Here is a 15,550-nt window from a genome sequence, read left to right as displayed (position 1 = left end):
GCGCAGGTGCTGATCCAGGCGCACCCCGGACTGCGCCTTCAGGTACGGCGGATCGGCGCGGAAGAGGCGCCGCTGCTGGTCATCGACCAGGCGGTGGCCGACCCCGATCGCCTGGTGCGCAAGGCGGCGCGCGGGCATTTCGCGCCGCACGGGGCGATGTTTCCCGGCGTGCGGATCCGCGCGCCGATTTCCTATGAAGTGTTCCTGGAGCAGCTGATCCGGCCGCTGTTGGCCGAACACTTCGGGCTGCCGGCGCAGGGACGGTTCGCGTTTCCGACCTGCCATTATTCGCTGGTGACGCTGCCGCCGCAGCGGCTGAGCTTCCTGCAGCAGATCCCGCACATCGATTCGGTGCAGGCCAATGGCCTGGCCACGGTCCACTATCTGTTCCGCGGCGACTGGGGAGGCACCGCCTTCTACCGTCACCGCGCCACCGGCTTCGAGTCCGTGGACGCCTCGCGGCATCAGGCCTACTACCAGACCCTGCAGGAAGAGAGCCGGCGCGAAGACGCGACCGGCATGGGGTATATCAACGGGGATTCCACCTTGTTCGAACAGATCGGCAGCGTCGAGGGCGTCTACAACCGCATCGTGGTCTACCGGCGCAACGTGCTGCATTCGGGCAACATCGACAGCACCCGCGTTCCGCCGGCGGACGTCCATGCCGGACGCCTGTCGATCAACAGCTTCATCGACGTCCTGGAGCCGTCGCAGTGAGCCGGGCTGCTGCCGACGTGGGTCCGGGCCGGTCCTGCCGAATCGTCGCCTGCCGCGCGCAGGTGTCGGCGTGAGCCCGATGCTGCTGCTCCTGCTGCAACTGGTGCTGGTGCTCGCCGCAGCCAAGCTCTGCGGCGCCGTGCTGCGCCATTTCGGCCAGCCGCCGGTGATCGGCGAGATGGCCGCGGGCCTGGTGCTGGGGCCGCTGGTGTTCGGGGCGTGGGCACCGCAGGTGCATGCGGCCGTATTCCCGGCCGCGTCTCTGCCGATGCTCGCGGGCCTGGGCACGCTGGGCGTGAGCCTGTTCATGTTCATCGTCGGCGCCGAGCTGCGCGCGCCCGAGGGCAGCGCCAGGCAGGTGCGTGCCGCGATCTCGATCGGCGGGTTCGGCATCGTGCTCCCGTTCGCGCTTGGGCTGGCGATCGCGCCGTCGCTGTATCGCGCGTTCGCACCCGATGGCGTCGGCTACTGGCCGTTCGCGATGTTCATCGCTGCAGCGATCTCGGTCACCGCATTCCCGGTGCTGGCGCGCATCCTCAAGGACCGCGGCCTGACCCGCTCCACGCCGGGCCGGCTCGCGCTGGCCGCTGGACTGGTCAACGACGGCGTCGTGTGGATCTTCCTGGCCGCGGTGCTGGCCCTGGCCGGCGGCGGCTCGGCAGGCGGGGTCGCGTTGACGGTCGCAGGCGCGGTCGCCCTGGTAGTGGTGACCTTCGGGCTGCTCAAGCCGGTGTATGCCCGCCTCCTGCGCCCGGCCACGCTCGACGGCGAGCCGCGCGCATCCGCGCTCACGCCGGTGCTGCTGGGGCTGCTGGCCTGCGCCGCGTTCGCCGAATGGATCGGCCTGCACGCCATCTTCGGCGCCTTCCTGTTCGGCACCTGCCTGCCGCGCGACGACCGCCTGCTGCACTGGTTCGCCAGGCGCATCGAGCCGCTGGCGATCGGGCTGCTGATGCCGGTGATGTTCGTGGTGGCCGGGCAGGGCGCGACGCCCGATGCGTTTGGCAGCGCCGGCATCGGCGCGTTCGGCCTGATCCTGCTGGTGGCCATCGCCGGCAAGGTCGTGGGCTGCGCGGCGGGCGCGCGGCTGAACGGCTACGGCTGGCGCGACAGCCTGGCGGTCGGGTCGCTGATGAACGCGCGCGGCCTGATGGAGCTGATCGTGATCAAGATCGGCTACGACGCCGGCCTGATCGGGCCGGCGCTGTTCACCATGCTGTTCGCCGTCACCCTGGTGACCACGGTGATGGCCTCGCCGCTGGTGCGTCTGCTCTACCGCGGCCAGCACGCGGAGGCGGCCGATGCGGGGGCCGAACGGGCCTCCTGAGATACGCACGGCCGGCCGGGGTTCCCGGGGCTGCGACAGCGGTCGCCTAGAATGGGCGCATGGATGTTTCCCACCTGCTTGATGGGCTGAACCCGGCCCAGCGCGAAGCCGTGTCCGCACCGGCCGGCCATTACCTGGTCCTGGCCGGCGCCGGCAGCGGCAAGACCCGTGTGCTGACCCACCGCATCGCCTGGCTGCACGAGGTGGTCGGGGTGCCGCTGCACGGCATCTTCTCGGTCACCTTCACCAACAAGGCCGCGGCCGAAATGCGCCACCGCATCGACGCGCAGCTGCGCAACGGCGCGCGCGGCCTGTGGATCGGCACCTTCCACGGCCTCGCCCATCGCCTGCTGCGGCTGCACTGGCAGGACGCCAGGCTGCCCGAAGGCTTCCAGATCCTGGATTCGGACGACCAGCTGCGCCTGGTCAAGCGGGTTGTGCAGCAGCTGGAGTTCGACGAGGCGCGCTTCCCGCCGCGGCAGATCGCGTGGTGGATCAACGCGCAGAAGGACGAGGGCCGCCGGCCGCAGAACATCCAGTCGGGCGGCGACGAGTGGTCGGAGGTGATGCTCAAGAGCTACGCGCTCTACCAGGAGCGCTGCGACCGCGCCGGGCTGCTGGATTTCGCCGAGATCCTGCTGCGCGCGCACGAGCTGCTGCGCGATACGCCGGCGCTGCTGGCGCACTACCGGCAGCGCTTCGGGCAACTGCTGGTGGACGAGTTCCAGGACACCAACGCCATCCAGTACGGCTTCGTGCGGCTGCTGGCCGGCGAGCAGGGACAGGTGTTCGTGGTCGGCGACGACGACCAGTCGATCTACGGCTGGCGCGGCGCCAAGGTCGAGAACATGCAGCGCTTCCTGCGCGATTATCCCGGCGCGCAGACCATCCGCCTTGAGCAGAACTATCGCTCCAGCGCCAACATCCTGGGCGCGGCCAACGCGGTGATCGCGCACAACCCCGAGCGGTTGGGCAAGCAGCTGTGGACCGACAGCGGCGAAGGCGAGCCGATCGACCTGTACTCGGCCTACAACGAGATCGACGAGGCGCGCTTCGTGGTCGAGCGCATCGGCCAGTGGGTGCAGGGCGGCGGCAGCCACGGCGACTGCGCGATCCTCTACCGCAGCAACGCGCAGTCGCGCGCGTTCGAGGAAACGCTGCTCGCCGAACAGGTGCCCTACCGCGTGTACGGCGGCGTGCGCTTCTTCGAGCGCGCCGAGGTCAAGGACACGCTGGCCTACCTGCGGCTGGTCGCCAATCGCGCCGATGACGCGGCGTTCGAGCGCGCGGTGAACACGCCCACGCGTGGCATCGGCGAGCGCACCCTGGACGAAGTGCGGCGGCAGGCGCGCGCCGGCGGCATCACGCTGTGGGAGGCATCGCTGCGCGTGCAGCAGGGCGCCGCGCTGCAGGCGCGCGCGCGCAACGCGCTGGCCGGCTTCCACACGCTGGTCGACGCGCTTGAGGGCGAAGCGGCGGAACTGCCGCTCAAGGACAAGATCGACCACGTGCTGCTGCGCTCGGGCCTGCGCGTGCACTACACCAACGAATCCAAGGGCGCGGCCGATTCGCGCGTGGACAACCTCGACGAGCTGGTGTCGGTGGCCTCGCGCTTTGTCAGGGGCGACGAGGACGATGCGGCGCAGCTCAGCGAACTGGTGGCCTTCCTCGCCTACGCCTCGCTCGAGGCCGGCGAAGGCCAGGCCCAGGCGGGCGAGGACGGGGTGCAGCTGATGACCCTGCACAGCGCCAAGGGTCTGGAGTTCCCGCTGGTGTTCCTGGCCGGAATGGAGGAAGGCCTGTTTCCGAACGCGCGCTCGATCGAGGAGAGCGGGCGCCTGGAGGAGGAGCGCCGGCTGGCCTACGTGGGCATCACCCGCGCGCGCCAGAAGCTGGTGCTCAGCTACGCCGAGTCGCGACGCCTGCACGGCCAGGACATGTACGGCATGCCTTCGCGCTTCCTGCGCGAGATTCCCGCAACGCTGCTGCACGAGGTGCGTCCGCGCGTGCAGGTCTCGCGCCCGGCGTTCACGCCGCAGCCGCGCCGCGACTGGGGCCATGCCTCGCTCGACCAGTCACCGGGACTGCGACTTGGCCAGAACGTGGTGCACGCCAAATTCGGCAGTGGCGTGGTCACCGACCTCGAAGGAGGCGGCGCGCATGCGCGCGTGCAGGTGAACTTCGATGACGCCGGATCGAAGTGGCTGGTGCTGGCGTACGCCAACCTGACGCCGGGGTAGCGGCGCAGCGGCGATGCCCTTACTTGCGGATCGGGAAGCCCGGCGATTCATCCAGGCTGCCGTCCGCGCGCAGCACCGCGTAACGCTCGCCGTAACGGTCGATGACCACCGGGATCGGGTCCTCGAACATCGGCCGACGCACGAACTCCAGCGTCCAGTGAAAGTGCTCGAGGGTCTCCAGCGCCTGCAGCTGTGCAGCCGTCAGGCCCTCGCGCAGCGCGCGCGCATCTTCCTGCCGCTGGCGTCGCTCACGTCCGTACATGTCGACAAGTGTTGCGGCGCAGCCCTGCACGACATGTGAAAACCTGCATCCCGGGCTGGTTGGGCAGCTGTCGCGGCGCGGGCATGCAGCGCTTACGCGGCGTGATGCATCATCATGGCCTGACCACGAGGCAAGGAGCATTCGATGCAGCTGGGCATGATCGGACTGGGCCGGATGGGCGCGAACATGGCGCGGCGCCTGCAGCGCGATGGGCATGAGGTCGCTGGATTCGATCCATCGGCGGACGCGCGCGCAGCGCTGGCGGCGGATGGCATCGCCACCGAAACGACGCTCGACGGACTGGCCGAGCGCAGCGGCACCCCGCGCGCGCTGTGGATGATGGTGCCCGCCGGCGCGGTGGTCGACGCCACGATCGAGGCGCTGCGTCCGCTGCTGTCGCCGGGCGATGTGCTGGTCGACGGCGGCAATTCCTTCTACCGCGACAGCCAGCGCCGCGCGCAGGCCCTGCGCGAGGCGGGCATCGCCTATGTCGACGTCGGCACCAGCGGCGGCGTGTGGGGGCTAGACGAGGGCTACAGCCTGATGGTCGGCGGCGACGCCGATGCCGCCGCCGCGCTCACGCCCTTGTTCCGCTCGCTGGCGCCCGCGCCCGAGCGCGGCTGGGCCCACGTCGGCCCGGACGGCGCCGGCCACTACGCGAAGATGATCCACAACGGCATCGAGTACGGAATGATGCAGGCCTATGCCGAGGGCTTCGCGATCCTGGAGCGTCGGCCCGATCTGATCCCCGACATCGCCGGCCTGGCCGAATTGTGGCGGCACGGCAGCGTGGTGCGCTCGTGGCTGCTCGACATCACCGCGGCGGCGCTGGCGGACAATCCGACGCTGGAAGGCATCGCGCCCTGGGTGCCCGATTCGGGCGAGGGACGCTGGACGGTCGCCGAGGCGATCGAACTGGATGTGGCCGCTCCGGTCATCACCCAGTCGCTGATCGAACGCCTGCGCTCGCGCCAGGACAATGCCTACGCCGACCGGATGCTGGCGGCGATGCGCGCGGGCTTTGGCGGACATGGCGTAAAGCCGGGCTGAGTGCGGCCGGCAAGCCGGGCTTGCTCCGGATCAATGCATGCAGGGGCCGGGCGTGGTTCCATGCAGCGTCCACGACAGCGGAGGTGTTCTTCGATGTACAGGCATATCCTGATCGCGAGCGATGGCTCTGAGCTGGCCGGCAAGGGCCTCGACGCCGGCCTCGCGCTGGCCGCGGCGCTGCAGGCCCGGGCGACCCTGGTGACGGTGTCCGATCCCTGGCAGGCGATGATGGCAGCCGAGCCATCGGGAATGGCGCTGGGCGCCGAGCTGCGCGAGGAACGGCGCCGGGAAAAGCAGGCGCAGGCGCAGTCGGTCATCGATGACGCACGGGCGCGGGCGACGCACAGCGGCGTGGCCCTGGACACCGTCTACGTGCCCGAACGCCTGGCCGACGAGGCCATCCTGGAAACCGCCGCCAGCTGTGGCGCGGACCTGATCGTGATGGCTTCGCACGGCCACCGTGGGCTGCGCAAACTGCTGCTGGGCAGCCAGACCCAGTCGGTCGTCAGCCGCGGGCACCTGCCGGTGCTCGTGGTGCGCTGAGCGCGTCGCTCAATTGAATGCGATCGCGCGGCCACCGGCAGCGCTTTCGCATCCGGCCTCGAGCACGCGCATCACCGCCAGCGCCTGTTCGATCGCCACCGGCGGCGGGCCACGCCCGAGCACGGCATCGCGCATAGCGGCGTAGCAGGCGCGATAGTCGCCGGGCGGTCCGTGAAACACGCGCTCCAGCGCGCGACCATCCCCGTCGATCGTGGTCAGCAGGCCGGGCTGTTCATCGAGGCCCCAGTCCGGGCCGTCGGGTGCGATGCCATCGCGCAGCGCGGCTTCCTGCGGGTCGAGCCCGTGCTTGATGAAACTGCCGCGCGTGCCGTGCACAGCCAGGCGCAGGCCGCTTGCCGGCACCAGCACGCCCGCATGCAGGACCGCGCGCAAGCGCGGGTAGCGCAACACAACATGGAAGAAATCGTCGACCACCGCGCCCTCGCGCTGCACGGCGATATCCGCCTGCACCGACAGCGGCGGGCCAAACAGCTGCAGCACCTGGTCGACCAGGTGCGGCCCCAGGTCGAACCACAGTCCGGCGCCGGGACCGGCGCGCTCACGCCAGCGGTCGGGCACCTGCGGCCGGAACCGGTCGAAGTGCGAATGCAGCTCGGCCACTTCGCCCAGCGCGCCGGAGTCCAGCAGTCCGCGCAGGGCGAGGAAATCCGCGTCCCAGCGCCGGTTCTGGAACACGCTGGCGATGCGCCCGGCGGCCCGCGCCGCGGCAGCAATCTGTCGCGCTTCCTCCAGGGTCGTGGCGAAGGGCTTGTCGACCAGCACGTGGCGACCGGCCTGCAGCGCCGCGATCGCCAGCGGCGCATGCACCGCATTGGGCGCGGCGATGACCACCAGATCGATGTCGGGCCGCGCGAACGCTGCTGCCGGATCCGCGACCACGTCGGCCTGCGGGAAATCCGCCTGTACGCGCGCAGCATCGCTCGACACCACGGTGTGCAGCCGCAGCCCTGGCGTATGCGCGACCAGCGGTGCGTGGAACACCCGCCCGGCGTAGCCGTAGCCGACCAATGCGACGTTCAACGGCGGGTTCATGCGTGCAGGCCTGGTGGCCGACTGCCCAGGCGCGCCCAGCTCACCAGCCGAACAGCTTGAAATAGGTCTGCGGCGAATCGTCGCCTTCGCGCGTGGACAGCACGCGTCCGTCGCGGACGTACAGCAGGTAGGTGGGCCCGCGCGAAGGCTGCACCTGGACCACGCGCAGATCGCCGTTGACGCGGTATTCGGTGATCACGTCGCCGTTGGCCTCGGTGCGCACGTTCTCTTCGGCGCCCGGCGGGATCTCGACCGTCGCAGGCGCAGTCGTGGCGCAGGCGCCCAGGGTCAGCAGCGCAGACAGGGCGAGGGGCAGGAGCAGGCGACTGGCGTGCATGGAGATCATCCGGCGTGGCTGGACGTTCATTATGCGCATGCCCGATCAAGGCGGGGCGAGCGTGAAGACAGCGCCGGCCCGGGCGCGCCGCGTGGGATCCGGTCGACCGGGCCCGGCCCATGCCGCGCGTAGAATCAGTCCATGCCCAGACTCGTACTGATCGACGGTTCCTCCTATCTGTTCCGCGCCTTCCACGCGCTGCCGCCGCTGACCAATGGCGACGGTGAGCCGACCGGCGCGCTGTTCGGCGTGGTCAACATGCTGCGCGCCACGCTCAAGGAGAAGCCGGACTACGTCGCCTTCGTGGTCGACGCCAGCGGTCCGACCTTCCGCGAGGCGCTGTACCCGCTTTACAAGGCCAACCGTCCGCCGATGCCCGACGACCTGCGCACCCAGGTCGAGCCGATGTGCAGGATCGTCGAGGCGCTGGGATTCCCGATCCTGCGCGAGCCGGGCGTGGAAGCCGACGACGTGATCGGCACCCTGGCCGTGCAGGGCGCGGCGGACGGCATCGACGTCACCATCTCCACCAGCGACAAGGATTTCGCGCAGCTGGTGCGCGAGCCGGCGCCCGGCCAGGGCCTGGTCGAACTGGTCAACACCATGACCGGCAGTCGCCTGGACAGCGTCGAGGCGGTGATGGCGAAGTTCGGCGTGCGCCCGGACCAGATCGTCGACATGCTCGCGCTGATGGGCGACAGCGTCGACAACATTCCCGGCGTGCCCAAGTGCGGGCCCAAGACCGCCGCCAAGTGGCTGGCCGAGCACGGCACCCTCGACGCGGTGATCGCCGGCGCCGATGGCGTCAAGGGCAAGATCGGCGAGAGCCTGCGCGAGGCGCTGGGGCAGCTGCCGCTGAGCCGGCAGCTGGCCACGATCAAGCTCGACGTCGCGCTGGATGCCACGCCGCAGACGCTGGCCCTGCGCGAGCGCGACGTCGAGGCGCTGCGCGAGCTGTACGCGCGCTACGGCTTCAACCAGGCGCTCAGGGAACTCGACGGCGGCAGCGTCGCCGACGCCGCCGAGAAGGAGCCGGGACGGGCGCGCGGCAGCGGCCGCTATGCCGCGCCGGCCTCGCCGGACGAGCCGCTGCCCGATCCGGCGCTGGCGGCACCGGGCAGCTACGAGACGATCTTCGATGCCGGGCAGCTGGCGACCTGGATCGACGAACTGCGCCAGGCCGGCTGTTTCGCGCTCGACACCGAAACCGATTCGCTCGATCCGTTGCGGGCCAACCTGATCGGCATCAGCTTCGCTGCCGAGTCCGGGCGCGCGGCCTACCTGCCGCTGGGACACGACTATCCCGGCGTGCCGGCGCAGCTTGATCGCGGGGCCGCGCTCGAGGCGCTGCGCCCGCTGCTCGAGGACGCGCAGGTGCGCAAGATCGGGCAGCACGGCAAGTACGACCTGCACGTGTTCCGGCGCCACGGCATCGAGGTGCACGGCTACGCCGAGGACACGATGCTGCAGAGCTTCGTGCTCAACTCCAGCCAGCGCCACGACATGGATTCGCTGGCGCGACGCCTGCTCGGCTACGAGACCGTCCCCTACGAAGCGGTGGCCGGCAAGGGCGCGAAACAGATCCCGTTCAATGCGGTCGCGATCGACGACGCCACCGGCTATGCCGCCGAGGACGCCGACATCACCCTGCGCCTGCACGGTGAGCTGTCCTCGCGCCTGGCGCAGGTGCCTTCGTTGCAGTCGGTCTACCGCGACATCGAGATGCCGCTGGTGCAGGTGCTGGCGCGCATCGAGGCCAATGGCGTGATGATCGACGCGGATGAGCTGCGCCGGCAGACCGCCGACCTCTCGCGGCGGATGCTCACCGCCCAGCAGGCTGCCACCCAGATGGCCGGGCGCAGCTTCAACCTCGACTCGCCCAAGCAGCTGCAGGCATTGCTGTTCGACGAACTCGGACTGCCGGCGCTGGTGAAGACGCCCAAGGGCCAGCCCAGCACCAACGAGGAGGCGCTGGAGGCGATCGCCGACCAGCACGAGCTGCCGCGCGTGATCCTCGAATACCGCGGCCTGGCGAAACTGCGCAGCACCTACACCGAAAAGCTGCCGGAGATGATCAATCCCGGGACCGGCCGCCTGCACACCAGCTACCACCAGGCAGGCGCGGCCACCGGCCGCCTGGCCTCCAGCGATCCCAACCTGCAGAACATCCCGATCCGCACCGAGGACGGCCGCCGCATCCGCAAGGCCTTCATCGCCCCGCCGGGACGGCGCCTGGTCGCCTGCGACTATTCGCAGATCGAACTGCGGATCATGGCCCACCTGTCGGAGGACGCCGGCCTGCTCGAGGCCTTCGCGGCCGGCGCCGACATCCACCGCGCCACGGCCGCCGAGGTCTTCGGCCGCCGGCTGGAGGAGGTGACGACCAGCGAGCGGCGCGCGGCCAAGGCCATCAACTTCGGCCTGATGTACGGCATGGGCGCGTTCGGGCTGGCGCGCAACCTGGGCATCGGCCGCGGCGAGGCGCAGGAATACATCGCCACCTATTTCTCGCGTTATCCGGGCGTGCGCGATTTCATGGAGCGCACCCGCCAGCAGGCGCGCGAGCAGGGCTACGTCGAAACCGTGTTCGGCCGGCGTCTTTACCTGGAATACATCCAGCGCGGCAACCAGGCCCAGCGCGCCGGCGCCGAGCGCGCCGCGATCAACGCGCCGATGCAGGGAACGGCGGCCGACATCATCAAGCGCGCGATGATCGACATCGACGGCTGGCTGGCGGCCCAGGGCGGCGCGGCACAGATGATCCTGCAGGTGCACGACGAACTGGTATTCGAGGTCGACGAGGCCTTTGTCGACGTGCTCGTGGGCGAGGCTTCGGCGCGAATGGCGGCAGCAGCGGAACTGCGTGTTCCGCTGGTGGTGGACTCTGGCGTGGGCACCAACTGGGATCAGGCCCATTGATGCGGACCCGATCACGCTTTGCGCGTATCTCGGCATAAATCATGACTTTCGGCACGGATATTGTCCGGGAATCCACCGGGTAAACGGTGGCTGAATTATTCGGACGGCATAGCGTCTTCTTCACGAAGTCTCAATGTTGGAAGTGGTCATATAGGTCGCGACAGATGCAAGGTCTGTCGCTGATCTCCTCCCATTCCCCTGGGGAAGATCCGGAACGTAAGACTTCTCCCCGAGTCCCGTTCCCCGAGCCCCGCCGGCCCCCCCTGCCTGCGGGGCTTTTTTGTGGGTGTTCTCCGCATTGCGAAAGGATTGACGACGGTGGATCCGGGCCTCCGGTTGGGGTCGTTCCGAGCTGGGGGTTGCTCTTCGGCTCGGTCAGCCATCCATGGCTGACTCGCCGCCGCAGCGCATCCATGCGCTGCTTTGCGCAACCCCCAGCCCGGAACGACCATCGCCCAGTTGCTGTCGCGGCTTCGAAAGAAGCTCCCGCCGAAGCATCACAGCAGGAGCAGCAGCGAGCCGCGTCCTGGCGGCCGGGGGTCGCGGAAAGCAAAACATGGATGTTTTGCGCGCGAGTCAGGGCAGGGAAAGCGTGGATGGCTTGCGCGGCATGCCGCGCATCCACGCGAGCGCCCGGTATGCTTTGCCGGGCCGGACCGCGCAGCGGCCCTGACCGAGCGAAAAGCGATCCCCGGCCGACAGGGCGTGGCGTCCGTCCGAAGGCCGGACCCGGATGCAGGGCAGCGGCCGCCTCGCGGCGGCGCACTAGAATGGCGCAGCCGTGCGCAAGATCATCCACATCGACATGGACGCGTTCTACGCATCCGTGGAACAGCGCGACGATCCGTCGCTGCGCGGCCGCCCCGTGGTCGTGGCCTGGCGCGGCGCGCGTTCGGTGGTGTGCGCGGCTTCCTACGAAGCGCGGCGCTACGGCGTGCGCTCGGCGATGCCGGCCATGCGCGCCGAGCGGCTGTGCCCGGACGCGGTGTTCGTGCCGCCGGACTTCCCGCGCTACAAGGCGGCGTCGCGGCAGATCCGCGAGATCTTCCTGGAGCACACCGACCTGGTCGAACCGCTGTCGCTGGACGAGGCCTACCTCGACGTCACCGCGCCCAAGATCGCATCGCCCAGCGCCACCGCCACCGCGCAGGCGATTCGCGCGCGCATCCGCGAGGAAACGCGGCTCACGGCATCCGCGGGCGTCGCGCCCAACAAGTTCATCGCCAAGATCGCCTCGGACTGGAACAAGCCCGACGGCGTGTTCGTGGTCCGGCCAACACAGGTCGATGCCTTCCTCACCCCGCTGCCGGTGGGACGCATTCCGGGAGTGGGCAAGGTGATGCAGGGCAAGCTGGAGGAACTGGGCGTGCGCACGGTGGGAGAGCTGCGCGGGCTGCCGCTGGAGGCGCTGCAGGCACGCTTTGGCAGCTACGGCGCGTCGCTGTACCGGCGCGCGCGCGGCATCGACGAGCGGCCGGTCGAACCCGACCAGCCGGTGCAGTCGATCTCGGCCGAGGACACCTTCGCCCAGGACCTGCCGCTGGACGAGCTGGCGCCGCACGTGCGGCGCATCGCGGAGAAGGCCTGGCATTCCACCCGCAAGACGCCGCGCGTCGGCCGCACCGTGGTGCTCAAGCTCAAGACCGCGCAGTTCCGCATCCTCACCCGCAGCCTGACGCCCGACACGCCACCGGCGACGCTGGATGCGTTCAGCGCGATCGCGCTGTCGCTGCTGGCGCGGGTGGCGCTGCCGCAGGCCACCCGCTACCGGCTGGTGGGCGTGGGCCTGTCGAATTTCCACGATCCGGAAGAGCGCGCGGTGCAGGCGCAGTTGTTCGAGGCCGCGACCTGCGCCTGAGCCGGTTGCGCGAGGCCGATACACTGGCCGGCCCCCTGCCGATGGTCGACCGATGACATTTCCGTTCCGCGCCGTGCTGTTCGACCTGGACGGCACCCTGATCGACAGCGCCGTCGGCATTGCCGAGGCGGTCAACCGCACGCTGCTGGCGCTGGGCCACGCCGCGCAGGACGAGTCCACCGTGCGCAGCTGGATCGGCGATGGCGCGCGCCTGCTGCTGCGCCGCGCGCTCGACCACGCCGGTGCGACGCTGCCGGACGGCGACGGCTTCGAGGCGGCGTATGCGCTGCTGATGCGGCATTACGGGGAATCGCTGCCGCGCCAGGCCGTGGCCTATCCGGGCGCCGCCGAAGCGCTGCAGGCGCTGCAGGCACGGGGCGTGCCCATCGCCCTTTGCACCAACAAGCCGGCGCGCTTCATCGCGCCATTGCTCGAGGCGCTCGGCTGGGAAGACTGTTTCCAGGCCATCGTCGGCGGCGACACCCTGCCCGAGCGCAAGCCCGATGCGCGCCCGCTGCTGCACATCGCCGAGGGCTTTGGCCTGGCAGCGGAGCAGTGCCTGATGGTCGGCGATTCGCGCACCGACGCAGACGCTGCCGCGGCCGCGGCGATGCCGCTGGCCCTGGTCGACTATGGCTACCGGCGCGACTTCGACCTCGATGGCGCCGGCGCCTGGCGCGTGGTCGGCGACCTGCGCGCGCTGCTGCAGCCCGGCGAGGCGTTCGTGCTGGCAGCAGCGCGACCCGACTGCTGACAACACCTCCGCGCGCGCCGGCGCTAGTCTCGGCGCGTGCAACCGGAGGACTGGCGTGGGCGATATCCGACAGGGGGCCGCGGCCGAACTGTGGCAATCGGCGATCCGTGAGGCCTGCGAGGGCGGCGGTCGCGCACTCGACGAGTCGCAGGAAAGCTATCTGGTGTTCGTGCTGCTGCGCCACCAGCGAGACGAGCGGCTGCTGGCGCGGATCCAGGCGCTGGAATGGCTGGACGCCCAGCAGCAGACGGGCAGCGCGCGCGCGGATGCGCTGCGCGACGTGGGCGACCGCTGCCTGCTGGTGGCCGGGCTGTTCCCGGCGCTGGCGAAGCGGCGCCGGGTGAGCGTGGACTATTTCGTCGACCTGGGGCGCGGCGCCTACCAGGGCGTGGCCGAAGCAGGGCGCGACGCCTATGCCGAGCTGTTCGCGCGCCTGGCCGCCAGCTACCGCGAGCTGGTCGCGGTGCTGCAGGGCGTACGCGCGCTGCGCGACCCGCGCATGCTCTCCGCCCCCGGCGGGACCGTGCTGCACTGACCGCGCCCACCGCGGGCACCAGGCGCGCGATGGGCGGGGCCAGTGCAAGGGCTCAGCGCGGCGCGGGCCGCCAGCGCAGGGTGAGCTGGTACTCGCGCCCGGGCTGGTAGTACCAGGCCACCGACTCGTACTGGCGGTCGAACAGGTTGCTGGCGCGCGCGGCGAGGCTCCAGTCGCGACCGAGGTCGTACTCCAGGCGCAGGTCGGTGGTCGCGTGGCCGCCCAGGCGCACGCGGTTGGCGGCATCGTCGTAGCGCGCGCCGGCGCCCTGCACGCTCAGGCCCGCGCGCAGGGGGCCGAAGTCGCGGTCGATGTCGATGCGGGCGGTGGTGCGCGCGCGCCGCGCAAGCAGCCGGTTGTGGTTGGCACCGCCGCTGCGGTCGCGCGGGTCGGTGTGGCTGAGCTGGGCCGACAGGTCGAAGCCTGCCCACGCGGTGTCGACGGTGAATTCGGCGCCGCGGATGCGCGCCTGGTCGATGTTGCTGCCCACGCCGAGGAAGTCCGGCGGCGGGTACACGAACACGATCAGGTCGTCGATGCGGCTTTCGTACACGTCCAGCGACCAGCGGTGGCCCGCCGCGGTGCGCGAGAGGCCGAGGTTGAGGCTGCGCGAGGTTTCCGGCTGCAGCCAAGGGCTTTCGGAGCCGGGGTAGTAGAGGTCGTTGAAGGTCGGCGCCTTGAAGCCGGTCGCGGCATTGGCAGACAACCGCAGGCCGTTGCCCAGCGCGGTGCCCCAGCCGAGGCTGCCGGTGAGATGGTTGCCGAACTGCGCGTTGTCGTCGTTGCGCACGCTGGCCTGCAGCCGTTGCCTGCCGATGCGACCGTCGTAGGCGAGGAACACGCCGGTGTTGTCGCGGGCATCGACGGTATAGGGGACCAAGCTGTCGACCTGGTCGTCCAGATGGTCGATGCCTGCGGTCAGCAGATGGCCGGGACGCAGCTCCAGGTCGCCTTGGAGCGAAGCGCTGTCGCGGCGGGTGACGAAGGCGCTGCGGAGTTCCTCGCCCTGGTAATCGTCGGAGCGATCCTGGCTGCGCCCCAGGGCCGCAGTGAGTTCCAGTCGTCCGCCCTGCGGCGCATGCCGCAGCTGCAGCGCACTGACCTGCTGGCGCACCTCGGAGCGGTTGGTCCAGGAGCCGTCGAACTCGGTGTCGCCATCGGCCTGCAGGAAGCTGCCCTCCAGCTCGAACGCCTCGCCCATCTGCACTCCACCGCGCAGGCCCAGCGAGACGTTGCGATAGCCGTCGTCGTCGGGCTCGTCGGCGAAGCAACCCTGGAACAGCGCGCCCGAGCCGCGGCAGGCGTTGAAGCCGTCGGTGGAATCGTAGGCGCCGTGCACGCCGAGCCAGCCGCGCGCGCCGCGCAGGTCGAAGCCGCCCCCCAGCTCGCGGCTGCCGTGGCTGCCCATTCCGAGGGCGAGGCTTGGCGCCAGACCCTGCGTTTGCGCGCGCCGGGTGAAGATCTGGATCACGCCGCCGATCGCCTCGGAGCCGTACAGGCTCGAGCGCGGGCCGCGGATGATCTCGATGCGCTCGATCTGCGCCAGCGGCAGGTCCTGGATCGCGGGCATGCCGGCGGTGGCCGAGTTCATCTTGATGCCGTCGACCAGCACCAGCACGTGGTCGGACTCGGCGCCGCGCAGGTACAGGCTGCTGAGCTTGCCGCGGCCGCCGGTGTTGCCGACGTCGATGCCGGCGCGCCCGCGCAACAGGCCGATCAGGTCGCGCGCCTGGCTGCGCTCGATCTGCGCGCGGTCGATCACCTGGGCGGGCACCAGGCTTTCGGCCAGGGCCACCTCGGTGCGTGTGCCGGTGACCACCACCTCGTCGAGGTCGGTGGCCGACTGGGCCAGTGCCACGATGGGCAGGGCCGCGGCCACCGCCGCGGAGATCAGGGAAAGGGAACAACGGTTCAACATCGCATCGGCTCCATCGCGCGCCCCGCGCGCCTTGCAT

General features: G+C 70.3%; 13 protein-coding genes. 9 read left to right on the top strand and 4 right to left on the bottom strand.

Annotated features, from left to right (window positions below):
* Positions 1-6 precede the first annotated feature (6 nt).
* From ACW5DW_RS10995 to uvrD, 3 genes are all read left to right on the top strand, one after another.
* Positions 7-717, top strand: coding sequence for a DUF6445 family protein (locus ACW5DW_RS10995; RefSeq protein ID WP_457018903.1), 711 nt, complete (start codon positions 7-9; stop codon positions 715-717).
* Positions 718-787: 70 nt separating this feature from the next.
* On the top strand, positions 788-2,044 hold the full coding sequence (locus tag ACW5DW_RS10990) for a cation:proton antiporter (protein ID WP_457018902.1): 1,257 nt from the start codon (positions 788-790) through the stop codon (positions 2,042-2,044).
* Between the two features lie 59 nt (positions 2,045-2,103).
* Entirely contained in the window at positions 2,104-4,284 is a 2,181-nt protein-coding gene (uvrD, locus tag ACW5DW_RS10985) for a DNA helicase II (RefSeq protein WP_457018901.1), read from the top strand.
* Between the two features lie 19 nt (positions 4,285-4,303).
* On the opposite strand, the gene ACW5DW_RS10980 is transcribed toward uvrD, so the two are convergent.
* Positions 4,304-4,546, bottom strand: a complete 243-nt coding sequence (locus tag ACW5DW_RS10980; RefSeq protein ID WP_457018900.1) for a hypothetical protein — start codon at positions 4,544-4,546, stop codon at positions 4,304-4,306.
* 144 nt (positions 4,547-4,690) lie between these two features.
* On the opposite strand from ACW5DW_RS10980, the gene gnd reads away from it, so the two are divergent.
* Together gnd and ACW5DW_RS10970 are read left to right on the top strand one after the other, a co-directional pair.
* Positions 4,691-5,596: a phosphogluconate dehydrogenase (NAD(+)-dependent, decarboxylating) gene (gene gnd / locus ACW5DW_RS10975; RefSeq protein ID WP_457018899.1), complete on the top strand. Its 906-nt coding sequence runs from the start codon at positions 4,691-4,693 to the stop codon at positions 5,594-5,596.
* Positions 5,597-5,689: 93 nt separating this feature from the next.
* Entirely contained in the window at positions 5,690-6,139 is a 450-nt protein-coding gene (locus ACW5DW_RS10970; RefSeq protein ID WP_457018898.1) for a universal stress protein, read from the top strand.
* 9 nt (positions 6,140-6,148) lie between these two features.
* Here ACW5DW_RS10970 and ACW5DW_RS10965 read toward each other — a convergent pair whose 3' ends face one another.
* Together ACW5DW_RS10965 and ACW5DW_RS10960 are read right to left on the bottom strand one after the other, a co-directional pair.
* On the bottom strand, positions 6,149-7,192 hold the full coding sequence (locus ACW5DW_RS10965) for an oxidoreductase (protein WP_457018897.1): 1,044 nt from the start codon (positions 7,190-7,192) through the stop codon (positions 6,149-6,151).
* A gap of 40 nt (positions 7,193-7,232) precedes the next feature.
* On the bottom strand, positions 7,233-7,529 hold the full coding sequence (locus tag ACW5DW_RS10960) for a DUF2782 domain-containing protein (RefSeq protein WP_457018896.1): 297 nt from the start codon (positions 7,527-7,529) through the stop codon (positions 7,233-7,235).
* Between the two features lie 141 nt (positions 7,530-7,670).
* On the opposite strand from ACW5DW_RS10960, the gene polA reads away from it, so the two are divergent.
* From polA to ACW5DW_RS10940, 4 genes are all read left to right on the top strand, one after another.
* Positions 7,671-10,448 (top strand): DNA polymerase I, encoded by a 2,778-nt coding sequence (gene polA / locus ACW5DW_RS10955; protein ID WP_457018895.1) that lies wholly within the window; start codon positions 7,671-7,673, stop codon positions 10,446-10,448.
* A 781-nt stretch (positions 10,449-11,229) separates the two neighbouring features.
* Complete coding sequence (dinB, locus tag ACW5DW_RS10950; protein WP_457018894.1) at positions 11,230-12,306, top strand: DNA polymerase IV; 1,077 nt, start codon at positions 11,230-11,232, stop codon at positions 12,304-12,306.
* A gap of 52 nt (positions 12,307-12,358) precedes the next feature.
* Positions 12,359-13,060: a phosphoglycolate phosphatase gene (gene gph, locus ACW5DW_RS10945; protein ID WP_457018893.1), complete on the top strand. Its 702-nt coding sequence runs from the start codon at positions 12,359-12,361 to the stop codon at positions 13,058-13,060.
* 55 nt (positions 13,061-13,115) lie between these two features.
* Positions 13,116-13,595 (top strand): hypothetical protein, encoded by a 480-nt coding sequence (locus ACW5DW_RS10940; RefSeq protein WP_457018892.1) that lies wholly within the window; start codon positions 13,116-13,118, stop codon positions 13,593-13,595.
* 52 nt (positions 13,596-13,647) lie between these two features.
* On the opposite strand, the gene ACW5DW_RS10935 is transcribed toward ACW5DW_RS10940, so the two are convergent.
* Entirely contained in the window at positions 13,648-15,513 is a 1,866-nt protein-coding gene (locus tag ACW5DW_RS10935) for a TonB-dependent receptor domain-containing protein (protein WP_457018891.1), read from the bottom strand.
* Positions 15,514-15,550: the final 37 nt, after the last annotated feature.

Source organism: Luteimonas sp. A482 (assembly GCF_054072655.1).
Note: the sequence above shows the minus strand (reverse complement) of the source record. Positions and strands in the feature narration are given on the sequence as shown.